General features: G+C 69.8%; 11 protein-coding genes. 6 read left to right on the top strand and 5 right to left on the bottom strand.

The genetic code is table 11. The features are described 5' to 3' along the window. The first annotated feature begins 45 nt into the window (after positions 1–45). On the top strand, positions 46–1,128 hold the full coding sequence (gene hisC, locus ACV7NM_RS16270; protein WP_463410946.1) for a histidinol-phosphate transaminase: 1,083 nt from the start codon (positions 46–48) through the stop codon (positions 1,126–1,128). Between the two features lie 71 nt (positions 1,129–1,199). On the opposite strand, the gene ACV7NM_RS16265 is transcribed toward hisC, so the two are convergent. Next, complete coding sequence (locus ACV7NM_RS16265; RefSeq protein WP_463410945.1) at positions 1,200–1,568, bottom strand: cyclophilin-like fold protein; 369 nt, start codon at positions 1,566–1,568, stop codon at positions 1,200–1,202. Positions 1,569–1,760: 192 nt separating this feature from the next. Here ACV7NM_RS16265 and ACV7NM_RS16260 point away from each other — a divergent pair, with 192 nt between their 5' ends. The 4 genes from ACV7NM_RS16260 to ACV7NM_RS16245 are packed head-to-tail and all read left to right on the top strand — an operon-like array spanning position 1,761 to position 9,644. Further along, positions 1,761–3,266, top strand: a complete 1,506-nt coding sequence (locus ACV7NM_RS16260) for a cytochrome ubiquinol oxidase subunit I (protein WP_463410944.1) — start codon at positions 1,761–1,763, stop codon at positions 3,264–3,266. An 18-nt stretch (positions 3,267–3,284) separates the two neighbouring features. Further along, positions 3,285–4,286: a cytochrome d ubiquinol oxidase subunit II gene (gene cydB / locus ACV7NM_RS16255; RefSeq protein ID WP_463410943.1), complete on the top strand. Its 1,002-nt coding sequence runs from the start codon at positions 3,285–3,287 to the stop codon at positions 4,284–4,286. A 54-nt stretch (positions 4,287–4,340) separates the two neighbouring features. Continuing rightward, positions 4,341–7,883 carry a thiol reductant ABC exporter subunit CydD gene (gene cydD / locus ACV7NM_RS16250; RefSeq protein WP_463410942.1) on the top strand — a complete coding sequence of 1,181 codons (3,543 nt, stop codon included), beginning with the start codon at positions 4,341–4,343 and terminating at the stop codon, positions 7,881–7,883. A 24-nt stretch (positions 7,884–7,907) separates the two neighbouring features. Next, positions 7,908–9,644, top strand: coding sequence for a sensor histidine kinase (locus ACV7NM_RS16245; protein WP_463410941.1), 1,737 nt, complete (start codon positions 7,908–7,910; stop codon positions 9,642–9,644). Positions 9,645–9,709: 65 nt separating this feature from the next. Here ACV7NM_RS16245 and ACV7NM_RS16240 read toward each other — a convergent pair whose 3' ends face one another. After that, a complete protein-coding gene (locus ACV7NM_RS16240; RefSeq protein ID WP_463410940.1) occupies positions 9,710–10,600 on the bottom strand; it encodes a Cof-type HAD-IIB family hydrolase in 891 nt (296 codons plus the stop codon). A gap of 156 nt (positions 10,601–10,756) precedes the next feature. Here ACV7NM_RS16240 and ACV7NM_RS16235 point away from each other — a divergent pair, with 156 nt between their 5' ends. Next, entirely contained in the window at positions 10,757–11,662 is a 906-nt protein-coding gene (locus ACV7NM_RS16235) for an LLM class flavin-dependent oxidoreductase (protein ID WP_463410939.1), read from the top strand. An 81-nt stretch (positions 11,663–11,743) separates the two neighbouring features. On the opposite strand, the gene ACV7NM_RS16230 is transcribed toward ACV7NM_RS16235, so the two are convergent. The 3 genes from ACV7NM_RS16230 to ACV7NM_RS16220 all read right to left on the bottom strand — a co-directional run bounded on the left by ACV7NM_RS16230 (position 11,744) and on the right by ACV7NM_RS16220 (position 17,333). Then, on the bottom strand, positions 11,744–14,788 hold the full coding sequence (locus ACV7NM_RS16230) for an ATP-binding protein (protein WP_463410938.1): 3,045 nt from the start codon (positions 14,786–14,788) through the stop codon (positions 11,744–11,746). Next, positions 14,785–16,671 carry an HSP90 family protein gene (locus ACV7NM_RS16225; RefSeq protein ID WP_463410937.1) on the bottom strand — a complete coding sequence of 629 codons (1,887 nt, stop codon included), beginning with the start codon at positions 16,669–16,671 and terminating at the stop codon, positions 14,785–14,787. Before ACV7NM_RS16225 ends, ACV7NM_RS16230 begins: the two co-directional genes overlap by 4 nt. A 122-nt stretch (positions 16,672–16,793) precedes the next feature. After that, the gene (locus ACV7NM_RS16220; RefSeq protein ID WP_463410936.1) at positions 16,794–17,333 is read right to left on the bottom strand and encodes an RNA 2'-phosphotransferase; all 540 of its coding nucleotides are present in this window, start codon (positions 17,331–17,333) and stop codon (positions 16,794–16,796) included. Positions 17,334–17,460: the final 127 nt, after the last annotated feature.

Below are 17,460 nucleotides of genomic sequence, written 5' to 3'. Positions count from 1 at the left end.
TTGAGTCGACGGCGACGTCGACGGGACGGTCGAGGAGGACCTGCGGTGAGCGAGAAGAGCCCGAAGCTGCGCCCCGAGCTGGACGGCGTCCCCACGTACAAGCCCGGCAAGCCCGCGGCGGCGGATGGGCGCGTGGCGTTCAAGCTGTCCTCCAACGAGAACCCGTACCCGCCGCTGGCGGGGGTCTTGGAGACCGCGATCGCGGCGGCCGGCCACTTCAATCGCTACCCCGACATGGGCTGTACGGGCCTGGTGAACGAGCTCGCCGAGCGCTTCGGGGTCCCGGTCGAGCACATCGCCACGGGCACCGGCTCGGTGGGCGTGGCCCAGTCGCTGATCCAGTCGACCGCGGGCCCGGGCGACGAGGTCATCTACGCCTGGCGCTCCTTCGAGGCGTACCCGATCATCACGCAGATCTCCGGCGCGACGTCGGTGCAGGTCCCGCTCACCGACGGGGACGTGCACGATCTGGACGCGATGGCGGAGGCGATCACCGAGCGGACCCGGCTGATTTTCGTCTGCAACCCCAACAACCCCACCGGTACCGCGGTGCGCCGTGCCGAGCTGGAGCGGTTCCTGGACCGGGTGCCGTCGGACGTGCTGGTGGTCCTGGACGAGGCGTACCGGGAGTTCGTGCGCGACACGGACGTCCCGGACGGCATCGAGCTCTACCGCGGCCGCCCGAACGTGTGCGTCCTCCGTACGTTCTCCAAGGCGTACGGCCTGGCCGGTCTGAGGGTCGGCTTCGCGGTGGCGCACGAGCCGGTGGCCGCCGCGCTGCGCAAGACGGCGGTGCCCTTCGGCGTCAGCCAGCTCGCCCAGGACGCGGCGGTCGCCTCGCTCCAGGCCGAGGACGAGCTGCTCGGGCGGGTGGGCTCGCTGGTCTGTGAGCGCAAGCGGGTGTACGACACGCTTCTCGCGCAGGGCTGGACCGTGGTCCCGGACACTCAGGCGAACTTCGTCTGGATGCGGCTGGGGGAGCGGACCGCCGAGTTCGCGGCGGCGTGCGAGAAGGCCGGTGTGGTGGTCCGGCCGTTCCCGGGCGAAGGCCTGCGGGTCACGATCGGTGAGTCCGAGGCGAATGACATCTTCCTGCAGACGGCGGGGGCGTTCTTCAAGGAGCTGTAGCCAAACCGCAGAGGGCGGCACCTGATTACGCGAGCTCGACGCGGATCGGGTACGCGAGTTCTACGCGTCGGTTACGCGAGTTCTACGCGGACCGGGTCGCCGTCGCGGACGGTGTCCAGCAGGCGGGGGTCGCCGTCGAACGAGCCGAGCACATTGCACGGGCTCGCGAGGCGGCTCTCGCCGGCGCGCGAGATGGGCGTCGGGCCGTAGGGAAGCGCGAGCGCGTCGCCTTCCGTCCAGAACGCGACCGTGCCCGGCTCGACGACCTGCCGGGCGTCGTGCTCCAGCGCGACGGAGACGCCCGTGTCGAAGTAGACCTCTTCGCCCCAGGTGTTCGCGGAGGCGGAGATCGGGAGTGCGGCAGCCAGGGCCTTGCTGGTCGGGGTCTCTTCCAGGGTTGCGGTGAGCTGGCCCGCGGGCCAGGAGATTCGAATCTTCATGAGCCGCATTCAACAATCTGTTGAATCTCTTGGCTAGGGGTACCCCCCGCTCGAAAGATCGAAAATGATGTGCGCCATAATGCTTGTGAATGTGAACGCGTTCACAAGCTCGGCTGTTTTGTCCCGCGTCACGTGGGATGTGACAGGCGGAGTGAGGCTCTGACGACCCACGGCGACCCGAAGGAGATGACCGTGGACCTGGCTCTGGCGCCGGAAACCCTGGCGCGATGGCAGTTCGGTATCACCACCGTCTACCACTTCCTCTTCGTCCCCTTGACGATCTCGCTCGCCGCGCTCGTCGCGATCTTGCAGACCGCCTGGGTGCGCACCGAGAAGGAGAAGTACCTCAAGGCCACCAAGTTCTGGGGCAAGCTGTTCCTGATCAACATCGCGATGGGTGTCGTCACCGGCATCGTCCAGGAATTCCAGTTCGGCATGAACTGGTCCGACTACTCGCGATTCGTCGGTGACGTCTTCGGGGCTCCGCTGGCCTTCGAGGCGTTGATCGCCTTCTTCTTCGAGTCCACCTTCATCGGGTTGTGGATCTTCGGCTGGGACAAGCTCCCCAAGAAGATCCACCTCGCCTGCATATGGATGGTCTCGATCGGCACCATCCTCTCCGCGTACTTCATCCTCGCCGCGAATTCCTGGATGCAGCACCCGGTCGGATACCGGATGAACAAGGAGACCGGGCGCGCCGAGCTGACCGACTTCCTCCAGGTCCTCACCCAGAACACGGCCGTCGCCCAGGTCTTTCACACCCTCACCGCGGCCGCGTTGACCGGCGGCGCGTTCATGGTCGGCATCGCCTCCTACCACCTGCTGCGCAAGAATCACATCCCCGTGATGCGGACCTCGCTGCGGCTCGGCCTGATCGCGGTGGTCATCGGCGGCCTGCTGACGGCGATCAGCGGGGACACGCTCGCCAAGGTCATGTTCAAGCAACAGCCGATGAAGATGGCCGCGGCCGAGGCGCTCTGGGACGGGCAGAAGAGCGCGCCCTTCTCGGTCTTCGCCGTCGGTGACGTCGACAAGGGCCACAACAAGGTCGCCGTGGAGCTGCCCGGTCTGCTGTCCTTCCTCGCCGACAGCGATTTCGGCTCCTTCGTGCCCGGCATCAACGACGTCAACAAGTCCGAGCAGGAGAAGTTCGGCCCCGGTGACTACAGGCCCGCGATCCCCGTCGCCTACTGGGGCTTCCGATGGATGATCGGCTTCGGCATGGCGTCCTTCGGCATCGGCGCCCTGGGGCTGTGGCTGACCCGGCGCAAGTTCATGCTGCCGGCGGCCCTGCGCACCGGCGATGACGAGCGGCCGCACCTGGTCCTGTTCCGCAGGGCCCTGAACCCGCGTCTCACCCGTCTGTACTGGCTGACGGCCATCGGGACGCTCGGTTTCCCGCTGATCGCCAACTCGTGGGGCTGGATCTTCACCGAGATGGGCCGCCAGCCGTGGGTCGTCTACGGCGTGCTGCGCACTCGTGACGCGGTTTCCCCGAGCGTCACGCAGGGCGAGGTGATCACTTCGATGCTCGTCTTCACCGCTCTGTACGCCGTGCTCGCAGTGATCGAGGTGCGGCTGCTCGTGAAGTACGTGAAGGCCGGACCTCCCGAGCTCACTGAGGACGACCTCAACCCGCCCACCAGGATCGGTGGGGACGACAAGAATTCCGACCGGCCGATGGCCTTCTCGTACTGAGGCTGAGGAGACCACACCATGCAACTCCACGACGTCTGGTTCGTACTCATCGCCGTCCTGTGGATCGGCTACTTCTTCCTGGAGGGATTCGACTTCGGGATCGGCGTACTGACCAAGCTGCTCGCCCGTGACCGACAGGAAAAGCGGGTCCTGATCAATACGATCGGGCCCGTCTGGGACGGCAACGAGGTTTGGCTGCTCACAGCGGGCGGGGCGACCTTCGCGGCCTTCCCGGACTGGTACGCCACCCTCTTCTCCGGCTTCTACCTGCCGCTGCTGATCATCCTGGTCTGCCTCATCGTCCGCGGTGTCGCGTTCGAATACCGGCACAAGCGCCCCGAGGACAAGTGGCAGACCAACTGGGAACACGCGATCTTCTGGGCATCGCTGATCCCGGCGTTCCTGTGGGGTGTGGCGTTCGCCAACATCGTCCGGGGCGTCAAGATCGACCAGCACAAGGAGTACGTCGGCACCTTCCTCGACCTGCTCAACGTGTACTCCCTCCTCGGCGGGCTCGTCACGCTCACCCTGTTCACCTTCCACGGCGCCGTGTTCGCCTCGCTCAAGACGATCGGTGACATCCGGGACCGGGCGCGCCGGCTCGCGACCCGGTTGGGTGTCGTCACCGCCGTCCTGGCACTGGCCTTCCTGCTCTGGACCCAGTACTCGCGCGGTGACGGCAAGAGCCTGATCGCCATGGCCATCGCGGTCGCGGCCCTCGTCGCGGCCCTGGGATTCAACCTGGCGGGCCGCGAAGGCTGGTCGTTCGCGCTCTCCGGGATCACCATCGCGGCAGCCGTCGCGATGCTCTTCCTGACGCTTTTCCCGAACGTCATGCCCTCCTCGCTGAACGACGGTTGGAACCTCACGGTCGCCAACGCCTCGTCCAGCCCGTACACGCTCAAGATCATGACCTGGTGCGCCGCGGTGGCCACCCCGGTCGTCCTGCTCTACCAGGGCTGGACCTACTGGGTCTTCCGCAAGCGGATCGGGACCCAGCACATCGTCGACGCGCACTGATCCGGTGCGCGCTGTCCGACCCTCCCGCTTGACCCTCCCGAGGGGATGTTTCACGTGAAACCGATCGACCCGCGGCTCCTGCGCTACGCCCGTTCCACCCGCGTCTTCCTGGCCGCGGTGGTCGCCCTCGGGCTGGCCGGGGCGGGGCTGGTCGTCGGTCAGGCGATGTTCATCGCTGAGATCGTGGTCGGTGCCTTTGAGAAGGGGCTGGACGCGGGGACGCTCCGGACGCCTCTGCTGCTGCTCGCGGCGGTGGCGCTGGGGCGCGCACTGATCGCCTGGCTCACGGAACGTGCCGCGCACCGGGCGGGCGCGGCGGTCAAGTCGGAGCTACGGGGCCGGCTGCTGGACCGGGCCGCCGACCTGGGGCCGGGGTGGCTGAGCGGACAACGGACCGGTTCGCTGGTGGCCCTGGCCACTCGAGGTGTGGACGCGCTCGACGACTACTTCGCCCGCTACCTGCCCCAGCTGGGGCTCGCGGTGGTCGTGCCCGTGGCAGTGCTCGCCCGCATCGTCACCGAGGACTGGGTATCGGCGGCCATCATCGTGGTCACCTTGCCGCTGATCCCGCTGTTCATGGTGCTGATCGGCATGGCGACGCAGTCCCGGATGGACCGCCAGTGGCGGCTGCTGTCCCGGCTCTCCGGGCATTTCCTGGACGTGGTGGCGGGGCTCCCCACGCTCAAGGTCTTCGGCCGGGCCAAGGCCCAGGCCGAATCGATTCGCAAGATCACCGAGGACTACCGACAGGCCACGATGCGGACCCTGCGCATCGCCTTCCTGTCCTCGTTCGCCCTGGAGTTGCTCGCCACGCTGTCGGTGGCCCTGGTGGCGGTGACCATCGGCATGCGACTCGTCCACGGAGACCTGGACCTGTACACCGGACTGGTCATCCTGATCCTGGCGCCCGAGGCCTACCTGCCGCTGCGCCAGGTGGGGGCGCAGTACCACGCGGCAGCGGAGGGACTGTCGGCCGCAGAGGAGATCTTCGAGGTCCTGGAGACACCGGGTACCGCCGCGGGTGGGACCGGCGAAGTGCCCGCGCGGAGGCTGCGGATCGAGCTCGACGCGGTGGCGGTCCGGTATCCCGGACGGACGGCGGACTCGCCGGGTCCCGTTTCGCTGACCGTCGAACCGGGAGAGTGCGTCGCCCTCACCGGGCCGAGCGGCGTGGGGAAGTCCACCCTGCTCCAGGTCCTGCTGGGCTTCGTGACGCCCACCTCCGGGCGGGTACGGGTCCAGGGCACGGACCTGGCCGAACTGGCGCTGGAGCAGTGGCGGGAACGAATCGCGTGGGTGCCGCAGCGGCCGCACCTGTTCGCGGGGACCATCGCCGAGAACGTACGGCTGGCCCGACCCGCCGCCTCTGACGTCGCGGTGACCCAAGCGTTGAAGGACGCCGGGGCGTGGGAGTTCGTGGCCGGCCTCCCCCGAGGCCTGGACACGCCGCTGGGTGAGGGCGGGACCGGGCTTTCCGCCGGGCAGCGCCAGCGGCTGGCGCTGGCACGGGCATTCCTCGCGGACAGGCCGGTACTGCTGCTGGACGAGCCGACCGCAGCGCTGGACGGTGAGACCGAAGCGGGAGTCGTGGAGGCGGTCCGGCGCCTCGCGGTGGGTCGGACCGTGCTGCTGGTGGTGCATCGGCCGGCCCTGCTCGCCGTTGCGGACCGGGTGGTGGAGCTTCCCACCGTCGAGCCGCCGGTGAGGGCCGGCGAGGGTCCGTACCAAGGATTGGCCGAGGAGACCGTGCGGCCCGGCGCCGCGCCGTCCGGTCCCGGGGAATGGATTCTCGGCAGCACGCCCGAACGCACGGGCAAGGGCCAAGGGCGGAGCACGGGTGCCGCGCATCCGCTGACCCGTGTCCGGGCGGTCGCGAGAGCGTGGCAAGGACGGTTCCGTCTCGGCCTGCTGCTCGGGGCGTTGGCAGTGGGGTGCAGCGTCGGGCTGATGGCCGTGTCCGGCTGGCTGATCTCACGAGCCTCCGAGCAGCCGCCCGTGCTGTACCTGATGGTGGCCGTCACGGCCACCCGCACCTTCGGCATCGGCCGGGCCGTCTTCCGTTACGCGGAGCGGCTCGTGTCGCACGACGCGGTGTTGCGGATGTTGGCCGACCTGCGGGTCTCCGTGTACCGCCGACTGGAACGGATCGCCCCCGCCGGACTGCGCGAGCAGCGCCGAGGAGATCTGCTGTCCCGGCTGGTGGCGGACGCCGACTCGCTCCAGGATTACTGGCTGCGCTGGCTCTTGCCGGTCGGCACCGCTGTCCTGGTCGCATCCGGTTCGATCGTCTTCACCTCGTGGCTCCTGCCCGAGGCCGGGGCCGCGCTCGCCGTCGGACTGCTCGCGGCGGGTGTGGGTGTGCCTTTGGCGAGCGGTGCCGTGGCCCGTCGCGCGGAGCGCCGGCTCGCGCCCGCCCGGGGCGAACTGGCCACTCGGGTGGCCGATCTGCTGACCGGCACCGCGGAGCTGACCGTGGCCGGCGCGCTGGAGGGGCGCAAGGACGCCGCGAAGCGCAGCGACCGGGCTCTGACCCAGATCGCCTCGCGGGGCGCGGCCGCGACCGGACTGGGCAGTGGCCTGTCCACCCTCGTGTGCGGACTGACCGTGGTGTGCGCCGCCGCTCTGGGCGCGAACGCGGTGGCCGGCGGCCGACTGGCGGGAGTGGCGATGGCCGTGGTCGTGCTGACCCCTCTCGCCGCCTTCGAGGCCGTCACCGGACTCCCGCAGGCCGTCCAGTACCGGCAGCGGGTTCGCCGCAGCGCCGAGCGGATCTACGAGGTCATCGACGCGCCCATGCCGGTCGGCGAACCGGAACGGGCGGCCGAATGCCCCGCCTCGCCGTTCCCCCTGAGACTCACGGGCATCGCGGCCCGCCACCCCGGGCAGGAAACGGACGCGCTGCACGGGCTGGACCTGACCCTCGAAGCCGGTCGCCGGATCGCCGTCGTGGGCCCGTCCGGTTCGGGCAAGACGACGCTGGCGCAGATCCTGCTGCGGTTCCTGGACCCGCGCGAGGGTTCTTACACCCTGGGCGCCACGGAGGCCCGCACGCTCGACAGCGACGACGTCCGTGGCCTCGTCGGCCTGTGCGCCCAGGACGCGCACCTCTTCGACAGCTCGGTGCGGGAGAACCTGCGCCTGGCCCGAACCGATGCGAGCGATGCCCTGCTGCGGGACGCGCTCGCGGCTGCGAGGCTGCTGGAATGGGTCGACAGCCTCCCCGACGGCCTGGAGACCCTGGTCGGAGAGCACGGGGAGCGGATGTCCGGCGGGCAGCGCCAACGGCTGGCATTGGCCCGGGCGCTGCTGGCGGACTTCCCGGTACTCGTTCTGGACGAGCCGGCCGAGCACTTGGACCTGCCGACCGCGGACGCGCTGACAGTCGATCTGCTGGCCGCCACCGAGGGCCGCACCACGGTCCTGATCACGCACAGGCTGGCCGCCCTGGCTGCGGTGGACGAGGTGCTCGTGCTGGATGGCGGGTGTGTCGTGCAGCGTGGTGCGTACGAGGAGCTGGCCATGGTCGAGGGGCCGCTGCGACGGCTCTTGGAGCGCGAACGGGAGACGGATGGGGCGTTGGCCGACTTTCCCAGCTAATGGGGACTAACTAGGCTCAAGGGCATGTCAGCGGAGCAGTCTCAGGAATCGCCGGAGCCTTCACGGGCATCACCGGACCCGCTGGAGGCCGCCGCTCACGCGACCCGCAGTCTCCAGGGGCTGTCCACCGAGCTCACCGCCCGGGTGCCGCAACTGCTGGAGGCGATGCGCTCGGTCGGTACCGGCCTGGAACTCCACTCCACCCTCGACCGCATCTGTGAGACGGCCGCTGAACTCGCCAACGCCCACTACGCGGCGATCGGTGTCGTCGACACCGACCGCCACGGCCTGTCCGACTTCGTGACCTTCGGTCTGAGCGAGGCGCTGGCCCGCAAGATCGGACACCGCCCGGACGGGAAGCGTGGACTGCTCGGGGCGCTGATCTCGCACGCCGACACGGTGCGGTTGCCGGATCTGACGAAGGACCCGCGTTCCGCGGGGTTCCCGGCTCACCACCCGCCCATGAAGTCGTTCCTCGGCGTCCCCATCCGTGTGCAGGGGGAAATCTTCGGCAATCTGTACCTTGCCGAAAAGAACGGTGGCGGCGAGTTCAACGACTACGACGTCCATATGGTCCGTGTCTTGGCCACGGAAGCGGGGATCGCCATCGGCAACGCCCGGCTGTACGAGGCCGCCACCCAGCGCGAGCGGTGGATCGACGGTTCGGTGGCCGTTACCACTGCCCTTTTGTCCGGAGGGGACGCGGACGACGCACTCGCCGTGGTGGCCGAGCAGGCCCGTCGGCTGGCCGACTCCGCCGCCGGGATCGTGATGCTGCCCGCGAAAGAGGGCGGCATGGAGATCGTCGCCGTCTCCTCCGACAATCCGGCCACCTCGCTCGGCGTGGTGATCCCGCCCGAAAGCCCCGTCGTGCACGAGCTGCTGCGGGGCGAACCGGTTTTCGTCGAGGACGCCGCTGCGGATTACCGCACGATCAGCCGGCTCACCAGCCCGTACGGGCCCTGCATGATGCTTCCGCTGCAGAGCGGCGGGCGGGTGCTGGGTGCGTTGGTGACCCCGAGGGCGCGGGGCGGCCGGCCGTTCAGTGAGGCCGAACGCACCCTGGCCACGCAGTTCGCCTCGCAGGCCGCGCTCGCGCTGATGATGGCGGAGACCCAGCGTGACAGGGAGCGGCTCGCGGTCTTCGAGGACCGTGACCGCATCGCCCGCGACCTGCACGATCTCGTGATCCAGCGGTTGTTCGCGACGGGGATGATGCTGGAGGGTGCCCAGCGCCGCTCCATCGTCCCCGAGGTCCGTGACGGAGTCGGCAAGGCGGTGGACGAGCTGGACGTGACGATCCAGGAGATCCGCACGGCGATCTTCGCCTTGCAGCAGGGGCCGGCGGAGGCGCCCTCGGGGCTGCGTACCCGGGTGCTGCGTGAGATCAACATGGCCGCGGTACCGCTGGGTTTCAAGCCCGCGCACCGCTTTGTCGGCCCGATCGACGCGGCTGTCGGCGAGCTGGTCGGCAAGAACCTGATCGCGGCCCTGCGTGAGGCCCTGTCCAATGCCTTCCGCCACGCGGAGGCGTCCCGGATCGAGGTCTTGTTGGACTCCACCGTTCACCTGGCCGACGGGCGACCGGGCGTGCGGCTGGAGGTCGCCGACGACGGGGTGGGCATCGCGGAAGGTGGTCGACGCAGCGGTCTGCGGAACCTGCGCCGACGGGCCGAGTCATTGGGCGGTGCGAGCTGGTACCGCCCGGGGATCGCCGAGAACGGCGGCGGAACCACCGTCGTCTGGGAGGCCCCGCTCTGACCCGTAGACCTGGTCTCGCTGGTCAGCCCGCGGGTTGCGCTGGTCAGTAGCGCCGGTTGCGCTGCTCAGACCCCCGATTGCCGGGGGGCGTCTGTGCTCAGGATGCGTTCGATGACGAGGGCCACACCGTCCTCGTTGTTGGCAGCCGTACGGTCGGAGGCGCTCGCGAGCACATCCGGGTGCGCATTGCCCATCGCGTACGAGGTGCCTGCCCAGCTCAGCATCTCCAGGTCATTCGGCATGTCGCCGAAGGCGACGACCTCTGCGGGCGAAATACCGCGCTCGGCGCAGCACAGCGCCAGCGTGCTCGCCTTGGACACCCCGGGTCCGCTGATTTCCAGCAGCGACGTAGGGCTGGAGCGGGTGATCGAGGCGTAGGCGCCGGCGGCGGAGCGGGCCAGGGCCAGGAAATCGTCCGGTGCCAGTTCGGAGTGATGGGCGAGCAGCTTCAGCACCGGAGCCGCGCTGTCGTCGAGGTCCTCGCTCAGCAACTTCTCCGCGATGGCGATCGTGGCACCGGGGTCTTGGAAGAACGGCGGGTACGTCGGCTCGTAATTGATTCCGGTGGTCAGTTCGACCGCGAACGACGTGCCGGGCGCTGCGGCGCGGAGTGTGTCCACGACGGTCTGTGCGGTGGCCCGGGGCAAGGGCCGGACCTGGACGAACTCTCCACCGGCGTGAAGGTCGACCACAGCGGCGCCGTTGGCGCAGATCGCCAGGCCGTGACCGTGGACGTGGTCGCTCACCACACCCATCCAGCGGGCCGGACGTCCGGTGACGAAGAAAACCTCGATTCCGGCCTGCTCGGCGGCGGCGAGCGCGGCGACCGTGCGGGGAGAGACGGTCTTGTCGTCGCGCAGCAGGGTGCCGTCGAGGTCTGTGGCGATGAGCCGGGGAGCAGAGGTTGGCCCGTCCGGGCGCTGTGGAGCCGAGGTCACCGCTCCATCTTCACCCATGGGGTCAGGTACCCAGACCAAGATCGGTCACCGCGTGCGCCCATGGCGATGTTTCACGTGAAACAACGCCGCAGCTGATGTTTCACGTGAAACATCAGCAGGTCGCTGCGCTCCGAGGTGCGTCCTTGTCGCGTGGGGCACCGTACGCTCGAACGCATGAGTCTGCGTCTGAGCACTGTGATCCTCCCGGTACGGCCTTGGCACGAAGGAGGCCGTGACCAGTGGATTCGGGCCGAGCGGCTCGGATTCCACACGGCCTACACCTACGATCACCTGTCCTGGCGGACTTTCCGTGACGGCCCGTGGTTCGGCGCGGTCCCCACTTTGACCGCGGCGGCTGCCGTCACCGACCGGCTGCGCCTGGGCACCCTCGTCACCTCGCCGAATTTCCGGCACCCCGTGACCCTCGCCAAGGACCTCATGTCGCTGGACGACATCTCCGGTGGCCGTATCACCCTGGGTATCGGCGCCGGCGGGAACGGCTTCGACGCGACGGCGCTGGGCCAAGAGCCGTGGACGCCGCGAGAGCGGGCCGACCGCCTGGCCGAGTTCGTGCCGCTCCTGGACCGGCTGCTCACCGAAGGGGCCGTCACGCACCACGGCGACTTCTACTCCGCTGAGGAGGCCCGCAATCTTCCAGGCTGCGTACAGGAGCCTCGCCTGCCCTTCGCGGTTGCGGCGACCGGCCCGCGGGGCATGAAGCTCGCCGCCCGGCACGGTCAGGCCTGGGTGACGACCGGCGATCCGAAGTTGGAGAAGGACGGTACGCCCGAACAGTCGCGAGAGGCCCTGCGGGGTCAGCTGGAGAAGCTGGCCAAGGCCATCTCGGACACGGGACGTGATCCTGCCTCGATGGAGAAGATCCTGCTCACCGGCTTCACACCGGAGGGCAGCGCGGTCCTGGACTCCGTCGACGCGTTCGTGGACTTCGCGGGCCGCCACCAGCAGCTGGGTTTCACCGAGCTGGTCATCCACGCGCCGATTCCGGACTCCGATTTCGCGGCCGACGAGGCCGTCTTCGAGCGGATCGCCACCGAGGCACTCGCCCAGCTGAACGGCTGAGCCGGGAGAGCCCCGCCCTCCCTGCGCTCTGTCCTGCCCCGCCACCTATGGGCGGCGGGGCCGGACAGAGCGGGACGCGCGTCAGGACAGCAGGTTTGCCATGATCCGTTCGGCCTGCGGCAGGACCCACTCCGGTACATCGTCTTCCGGGAGGGCCCGTACCTCCTCGATCAGGGCCGCGATCCGGGCGGCGCCCGCTTTGGGGCGGTCCAACTCGTGCTCGGTCCACGCGGCATTGTTCAGGCACTGGAGGCGGTCCTGGATGTGGTCGGCGCCCAGCTCGGCGTAGAGACCGGCCGCCCGCTCCCACAGCAGGATCTCTTCCAGCCGTAGCGCCTCGGTCTCGGCCGCGCCGAGTGAGCCGGCAGCCGGAGCGGCGGCGTCGTCACCGGATTCGCCCCCGTCACCGGCTTCCTGCCGCGAAGTGATCCAGCGGTCCAGCACCTGCGCCAGCTGGTGCCAGGTCTGGGCGAGCTCGGACCGCAGCACCCGGGACTGAGGGTCGACGGTGAGGGCGGAGGCCAGTACGTCGGCCGCCTCCTCCATCCGGGTCCGGGCCGCTGTCACAGCAGCCTCGGTCACGTCCGAACGCAGCCCCAGCCAAGCCAGCGAACGCAGGATGCGTACCTCGGCGACCAGTGCGCCGCCTGCCTGCCGGTGCAGTTGGAGGGCCCGCTCGTAGGCGGCGATCGCCTCGGGCACCAGGTCGGCGGCGGAGAGCTGATCGGCGGCCGACTGGGCCAAGCCCGCTTGGGGACGAAGGTCCTCCCAGCCCCTGGCGATCTCCGCCGCCCGCAGGTACTGCTCCGCCGAGGGCCGCCACTCCCGCAGCTCGCGCAGGAGATCACCCAGGAACTCGTGAGCGGCGACGGCCTGTCCCTCGCCGTGCTCCAGCAGATCCGGCAGGGCCGACTGCAGCACTTCCGCGGCATCGGCGGTTCGGCCGGTACGGGCGTACGAGCGGGCCAGCAGCAGCCGGGCCTGGGCACCACCGTCGGCGCTCAGTCCGGCCTGGTCGAACCAATGGGTCGCCGTGAGCGCATGTTCCGCGGCCTCCTCCACCCCGCTCTCTCCCGCACCTTCCGGTGTGTTCGCGCGGCGCAAGAGGATGTCGACGAGCGTGAGCCGTACGACGCCCTGCGTCTCGGCGTCGGTCACTTCCGTGGCGTGCTCCCAGGCGGAACGCGCCGCTTCCTCGGCCTCCTCCAGGCGGTCGAGTGACGACAGCACACCGGCCCGCAGAACCAGAGGATCCACCGCGTTCCAGGGACGGCCCGCATCGATCCCCCGCCTCGCAGCGGAGACCAGCAGGGGCAGGGCACGCTCCGGGTCCCCTTGGGCCAGAGCCACCCGCCCCAGGAGCTCCTCCGCCTCCGCCACCAGATCGGGAAGCATCTGCGCGTAGGCAGCGATGAAGGAGGTGAGTTCGGCCGACATCTCGCCGTGCCCGTGCCCGTGCTCCGCACCGGGCGCGTGGTCGTGCCCGGTGGCCCGAGCCGGCTCTCGGACCGAGCGCAGGTACGAGTCCACACGGATCGAAGCCAGTTCGGCGAGGGCGATCCGGCGGGTGCGCAGCGGGTCCATCGGGTCCAGTGCCTCAGCGGCCCGCATGGCCAGGCCCAGCAGCTCCTTGATCTTCACCGGATCGGCCCCCGACTGCGCGGCGACGGTCGCCAGCCGCAACTGGGCGAGCGCAGCCCGCTCCGCCTGTCCGAGTGCCCGGTACGTGTCACGAACGGCGGTCAGGAGTTCCGCCGCGTCGTCGGCCCCGCCGCGCGCGGCCGCAAGTGCCCGGTGGTCCGCGACATCGGCCGAGATCAGCGGGTCCACGTCGTCGGCCGGGCGGCCGTCCACCCGTGCCGCCACCTGGGCCCAGAGCGCGTCGGCGGCCGGATGCCCCTGCTCCCGCGCCGCCCGGGCCCGGTCGACGAGTTCGGTGAGGTCATCCGAGCCGGTCGCTGCCGGGGCCGCCGCGGGCGCGGGCCCGGAGCCGGTTGAGGTCGTGGACGGCAGGGCAGGGCTGCGCACGCCGAGCGGAAGCAGACCGACCAGCGGCTCCCGCTCGATCCGGGCGAGGAACCGGTCGGAGATCCGGGTCGTGCCGTTGCGTGCGTCGAAGCGCCGGGCGCTGTCGAGCGAGCCGGCGAGGAGGGCCTCGTACAGCTCGGAGACGCTGCGCGGTGCGCCGTTGTAGGGGACGGCCGGGCTCTGACCGTGGCCCAGTTCCCTCAGTCGACGCAGCAATACGAGGACACCGCCGTGGAAAACCAGTTGGTCGCGGTCGTTGGCCGGCGGCCCCATGTGAGTGGCGTGTTCGGCGAGGATCTCCAGCCCGCGCGACTCGTTGCCGGTCAGCGCGCAGAACTCGATGTGCCTGCCGACCGAGGGAAGCAGGCTCTCGTTGCCCCGGACCAGACGGTAGCCGCGCAGGTGGTGCGAGCGTGCCTCGTCGAACCGCCCGAGGCGCAGCAGCGGAAGCAACGAGACGGCGAGGACCCGGTGGGGTTCCTCGGCGCAGACGCGCTCCCCTCCCAGCACGTGCTTCCAGACGTCCAGGGCTTGGGCGTCATCACCGCGCAGAGCGGCGTACTGGCCTTGGCTGTTGTCCTCGCAGGCCTGGCAGTCGCTCATCCGGTCGCGTTCGGCGCCGCGCCAGGCATGGAAGGAGCGTTCGGCCCGCTCGTCGTCACCAGTGACGTCGGCGAGCCACATCTGCGCCTCCCGTACGGGCCGCTCGCTGTAGCCCGCGATCCGGTAGCGGCGCTCCATGTCGTCCAGCCAGCCGACCGCGGACTCCAGAGGGATGTCAGGCGAGTTCCCGATGGCCGTGGCCACCCACTTGAACTGCCAGAACAGCGAATGAGTGGCGCTCTCGGAGAAGGAGCCGGGGTCCTTGTCGTACTCCTGGAGCAGTCGGGCGAAGGGCACCAGCAGCTTCGGGGACTCGGCGCTGTAGAGGTAGGCGTTGATGAGGTTGTCCAACGCCGCTCGGAACAGTGCCGTGTCCCCGCTTGCCTCAGCCGCGCCCGCCAGTGCCTCGGCGTGCGCGTTGCGGGCGGCGCCACCGGGCGCGCGACGGTTCTCCGCCAGACCTCGCTCGATCTCTTCGCGTGTCAGCGTCGTCACTTCTGGCCCTCCTGGGCGTCGTGGGAGTGGGTCGCCCATTCCAGGAGCCCCAGGAACGCCCGGTTGAGCAGGGCCGAGTCGGCGGGGCGCAGCGGCCGCTGGGACATCAGGAGCGCCTGCCCGTACAGCGATTCGACGGCGGTGCCGGTCAGCGTCTCGTCGGGGAGGCCGGCGATCCGGCGGATCAGCGGATTGTTGTGGTTCAGGACGAGGCGGGCGCGGGGTGCGGAGCCGCGCAGGGCACCGAGGATCCCGGTCCACAGGGAATCGGCGCTGTCCAGGGCCGCGGTGCGATCGCGCTCCTGCCGTGCCTGCCGGTCGTCCAGGTACAACGCGGGGACGGCGACGGGTTGGAAGGCGCGCAGCACCACGTCGCAGCCCTGCGGTTCGAGTCGGGTACGCGCGGTGGACAGGAAGGTGGCGAGGGAGAGTTCGACGGTGGTCGGGACGGGATCGAGACGCTCGGTGACGGCTCCGGCGTCCAGCTCCGTGACCTTGAGTTCGGGTCGTACGGCGGGCAGCAGGGCCAAGAGGTCCGCGTCGTAGGTGTAGCCGGCGTTGATGACGCCGAGGCCGTGGGCCGCCGCGATCGGGGCGATCTGGCGGAACTCCTCGACGGTGCGCGTGAAGTGGATCTCGCTGTGCGCGGCAGCGAACTCCTCCAGGCTCATCGAGCCGTCACTGGTCTCGAACGGCAGCCACGGCAGCATCAGCCCGAGCAGTTCGGCGTCGTGCCGGGCCAGGGACTTCACGCCGAGGTGGTGGACGCCCAGGAACGCGGCCAGCCGCTCGGGTTCGCCGGCCGCCAGCTCGGCGAGCCAGGTCCGGATGCGGGAGCCCAGCGCTTCCCGTACGGCGGCCAGGGTCTCGTCGTCGTACAGGTTCTCGCGGGAGGCGGTGGGGCGCAGTGTGTCGGTGTCCAGGACGACCCGGACGAAGAACGCCCAGTCGGGGAGCAGGTTGCCCGCCTGGTCGGTAAGCAGCATGCCCTTGAGGTGGACGCGGTGTCCGGACCGGTGTGCGGGACTGGTCGGCTCGGGCAGGACGTACGCGACGCCGCGCACGCCGGCGACCGGCAGGTCGAGGTCGATGCTGTCGAGCGGGGTGAATCCGAAGAGCCGGGCGCAGTGGCTCGCCAGCGCGACCCGGCGTGCCGCCGGGGTCGGGTAGGGGCGGTCCCACACGGCGGGCCGGTCGGTGAGGGAGCGCGGCTCGTCGTCGGGTCCGGCCCGGAAGGTGATGTCGTAGGGCAGAAGGGAGCCGTAGTCGCGTGCGAGCTGTTCGACCTTGGCAGGCGCCATCCATTCTTCGGCTCCGTGGCGGGCGCGGAGCAGGACGGTGGTGCCGGGTTCGTGCATGGCGTCCTGGTCCAGCTCGCGAACGGTGTACGACCCGTCGTCCGCGGCCAGCCATTCGACGGGTCGCGCGGTCAGGTCGCGTGCGGAGCGGGTGATGACGCGGATCTCGGTGGCCACGACGAAGCAGGCGAGCAGACCGATGCCGAACTGCCCGAGGAATTCCTTGCGCGCCGTCTCCAGGCCGTGTTCGCCACCGCGCTTGGAGCTTCTGCCGATGGTGGCGAGCAGGGAGTGTGCCTCGGCCGCGGTCAGTCCGATGCCGCTGTCCGAGATGCCCACCGTTCCGTCCGCGGCCCACAACCGGATGCGGACCTCCGCGTCCGGTTCGACGGCCTGGCGTGCGGTGACGGCGTCCACGGCGTTCTGCATGAGCTCGCGTACGTAGACGCGGGGGCTGGAGTAGAGGTGGTGGGAGAGGAGGTCCACCAGTCCGCGGAGGTCGACCTGAAAGCTGTTGGCGGCCGGTTCGGGCGGGGCCGTCGGCTCCGGCGGGACCATCGACGGCGGAGGGGTCGTGGACGTCATGCAGCGTCACCTCGTGTGCTCGCGTGGGTGGTTCGGCGATCGCGAGGTGCCCTCCTCACCGATCCCGGAAGTGAGGAACAGGGTAGGGGGATGATCTGACAATCTCCGCGTGATTTCCGTGGCTACCCGAAGCGCAGGAATCGCGGTGGAACCGCGTCGACCAGCCAGACACCGTTGGCGCTGATCCGGAAGACGTGCCCGGTCGCGTGCATCTCGGCGGCGTCCACGCAGAGCACGACCGGCCGTCCGCGCCGCGCGCCCACCCGGGTCGCTGTCTCCCGGTCCGCCGAGAGGTGGACGTGGTGGCGGCCCATCGGCCGCAGGCCTTCCGAGCGGATGGCATCCAAGGCGCGGGCCACGGTGCCGTGATAAAGCCGGGCGGGCGGCTCGGCCCCCGGCAGGTCGAGGTCCACCGCGACGGTGTGGCCCTGGTTGGCCCTGATCTTGGTTCCCACGACGGCGAAGCGCTGTTTGTCGTTCGTGGCGACGACCTTGTCGAGCTCTGCCCGGCCGACCGGGAATCCGTGGGCCGCGGCGGCTTCGAGCAGGTCGTCGATCTCCACCCAGCCCTGCGGGTCGAGCACCAGTCCGATCCGTTCCGGCTGGTGCCGCAGATGTTTCGAGACGTATTTGGACACCTTCACGGTGCGTCTGTCGTCCATAGTCCCAGGGTGCCGCCTGGAGGGTGGCGGCAGCAGCGATTTTTCGCCGGTCCCTTGAACTCCGACGTCCCCTATCGCGTTTCCAAGATACGGAATACATTTTCCGATTAACCGCTTCCCAGGGGGA

The sequence above is a fragment of the Streptomyces sp. Tek67B01 genome (assembly GCF_055231995.1).
This window is presented reverse-complemented; position numbering and strand designations above follow the sequence as displayed.

What these genes read in the sequence shown, in the direction of transcription:
- ACV7NM_RS16265 (WP_463410945.1), bottom strand. Translation starts at nt 1,568, where the DNA reads ATGAAGATTCGAATCTCCTGGCCCGCGGGCCAGCTCACCGCAACCCTG.
- ACV7NM_RS16235 (WP_463410939.1), top strand. Translation starts at nt 10,757, where the DNA reads ATGAGTCTGCGTCTGAGCACTGTGATCCTCCCGGTACGGCCTTGGCAC.
- cydB (WP_463410943.1), top strand. Translation starts at nt 3,285, where the DNA reads ATGCAACTCCACGACGTCTGGTTCGTACTCATCGCCGTCCTGTGGATC.
- ACV7NM_RS16245 (WP_463410941.1), top strand. Translation starts at nt 7,908, where the DNA reads ATGTCAGCGGAGCAGTCTCAGGAATCGCCGGAGCCTTCACGGGCATCA.
- ACV7NM_RS16240 (WP_463410940.1), bottom strand. Translation starts at nt 10,600, where the DNA reads ATGGGTGAAGATGGAGCGGTGACCTCGGCTCCACAGCGCCCGGACGGG.
- ACV7NM_RS16225 (WP_463410937.1), bottom strand. Translation starts at nt 16,671, where the DNA reads ATGACGTCCACGACCCCTCCGCCGTCGATGGTCCCGCCGGAGCCGACG.
- ACV7NM_RS16220 (WP_463410936.1), bottom strand. Translation starts at nt 17,333, where the DNA reads ATGGACGACAGACGCACCGTGAAGGTGTCCAAATACGTCTCGAAACAT.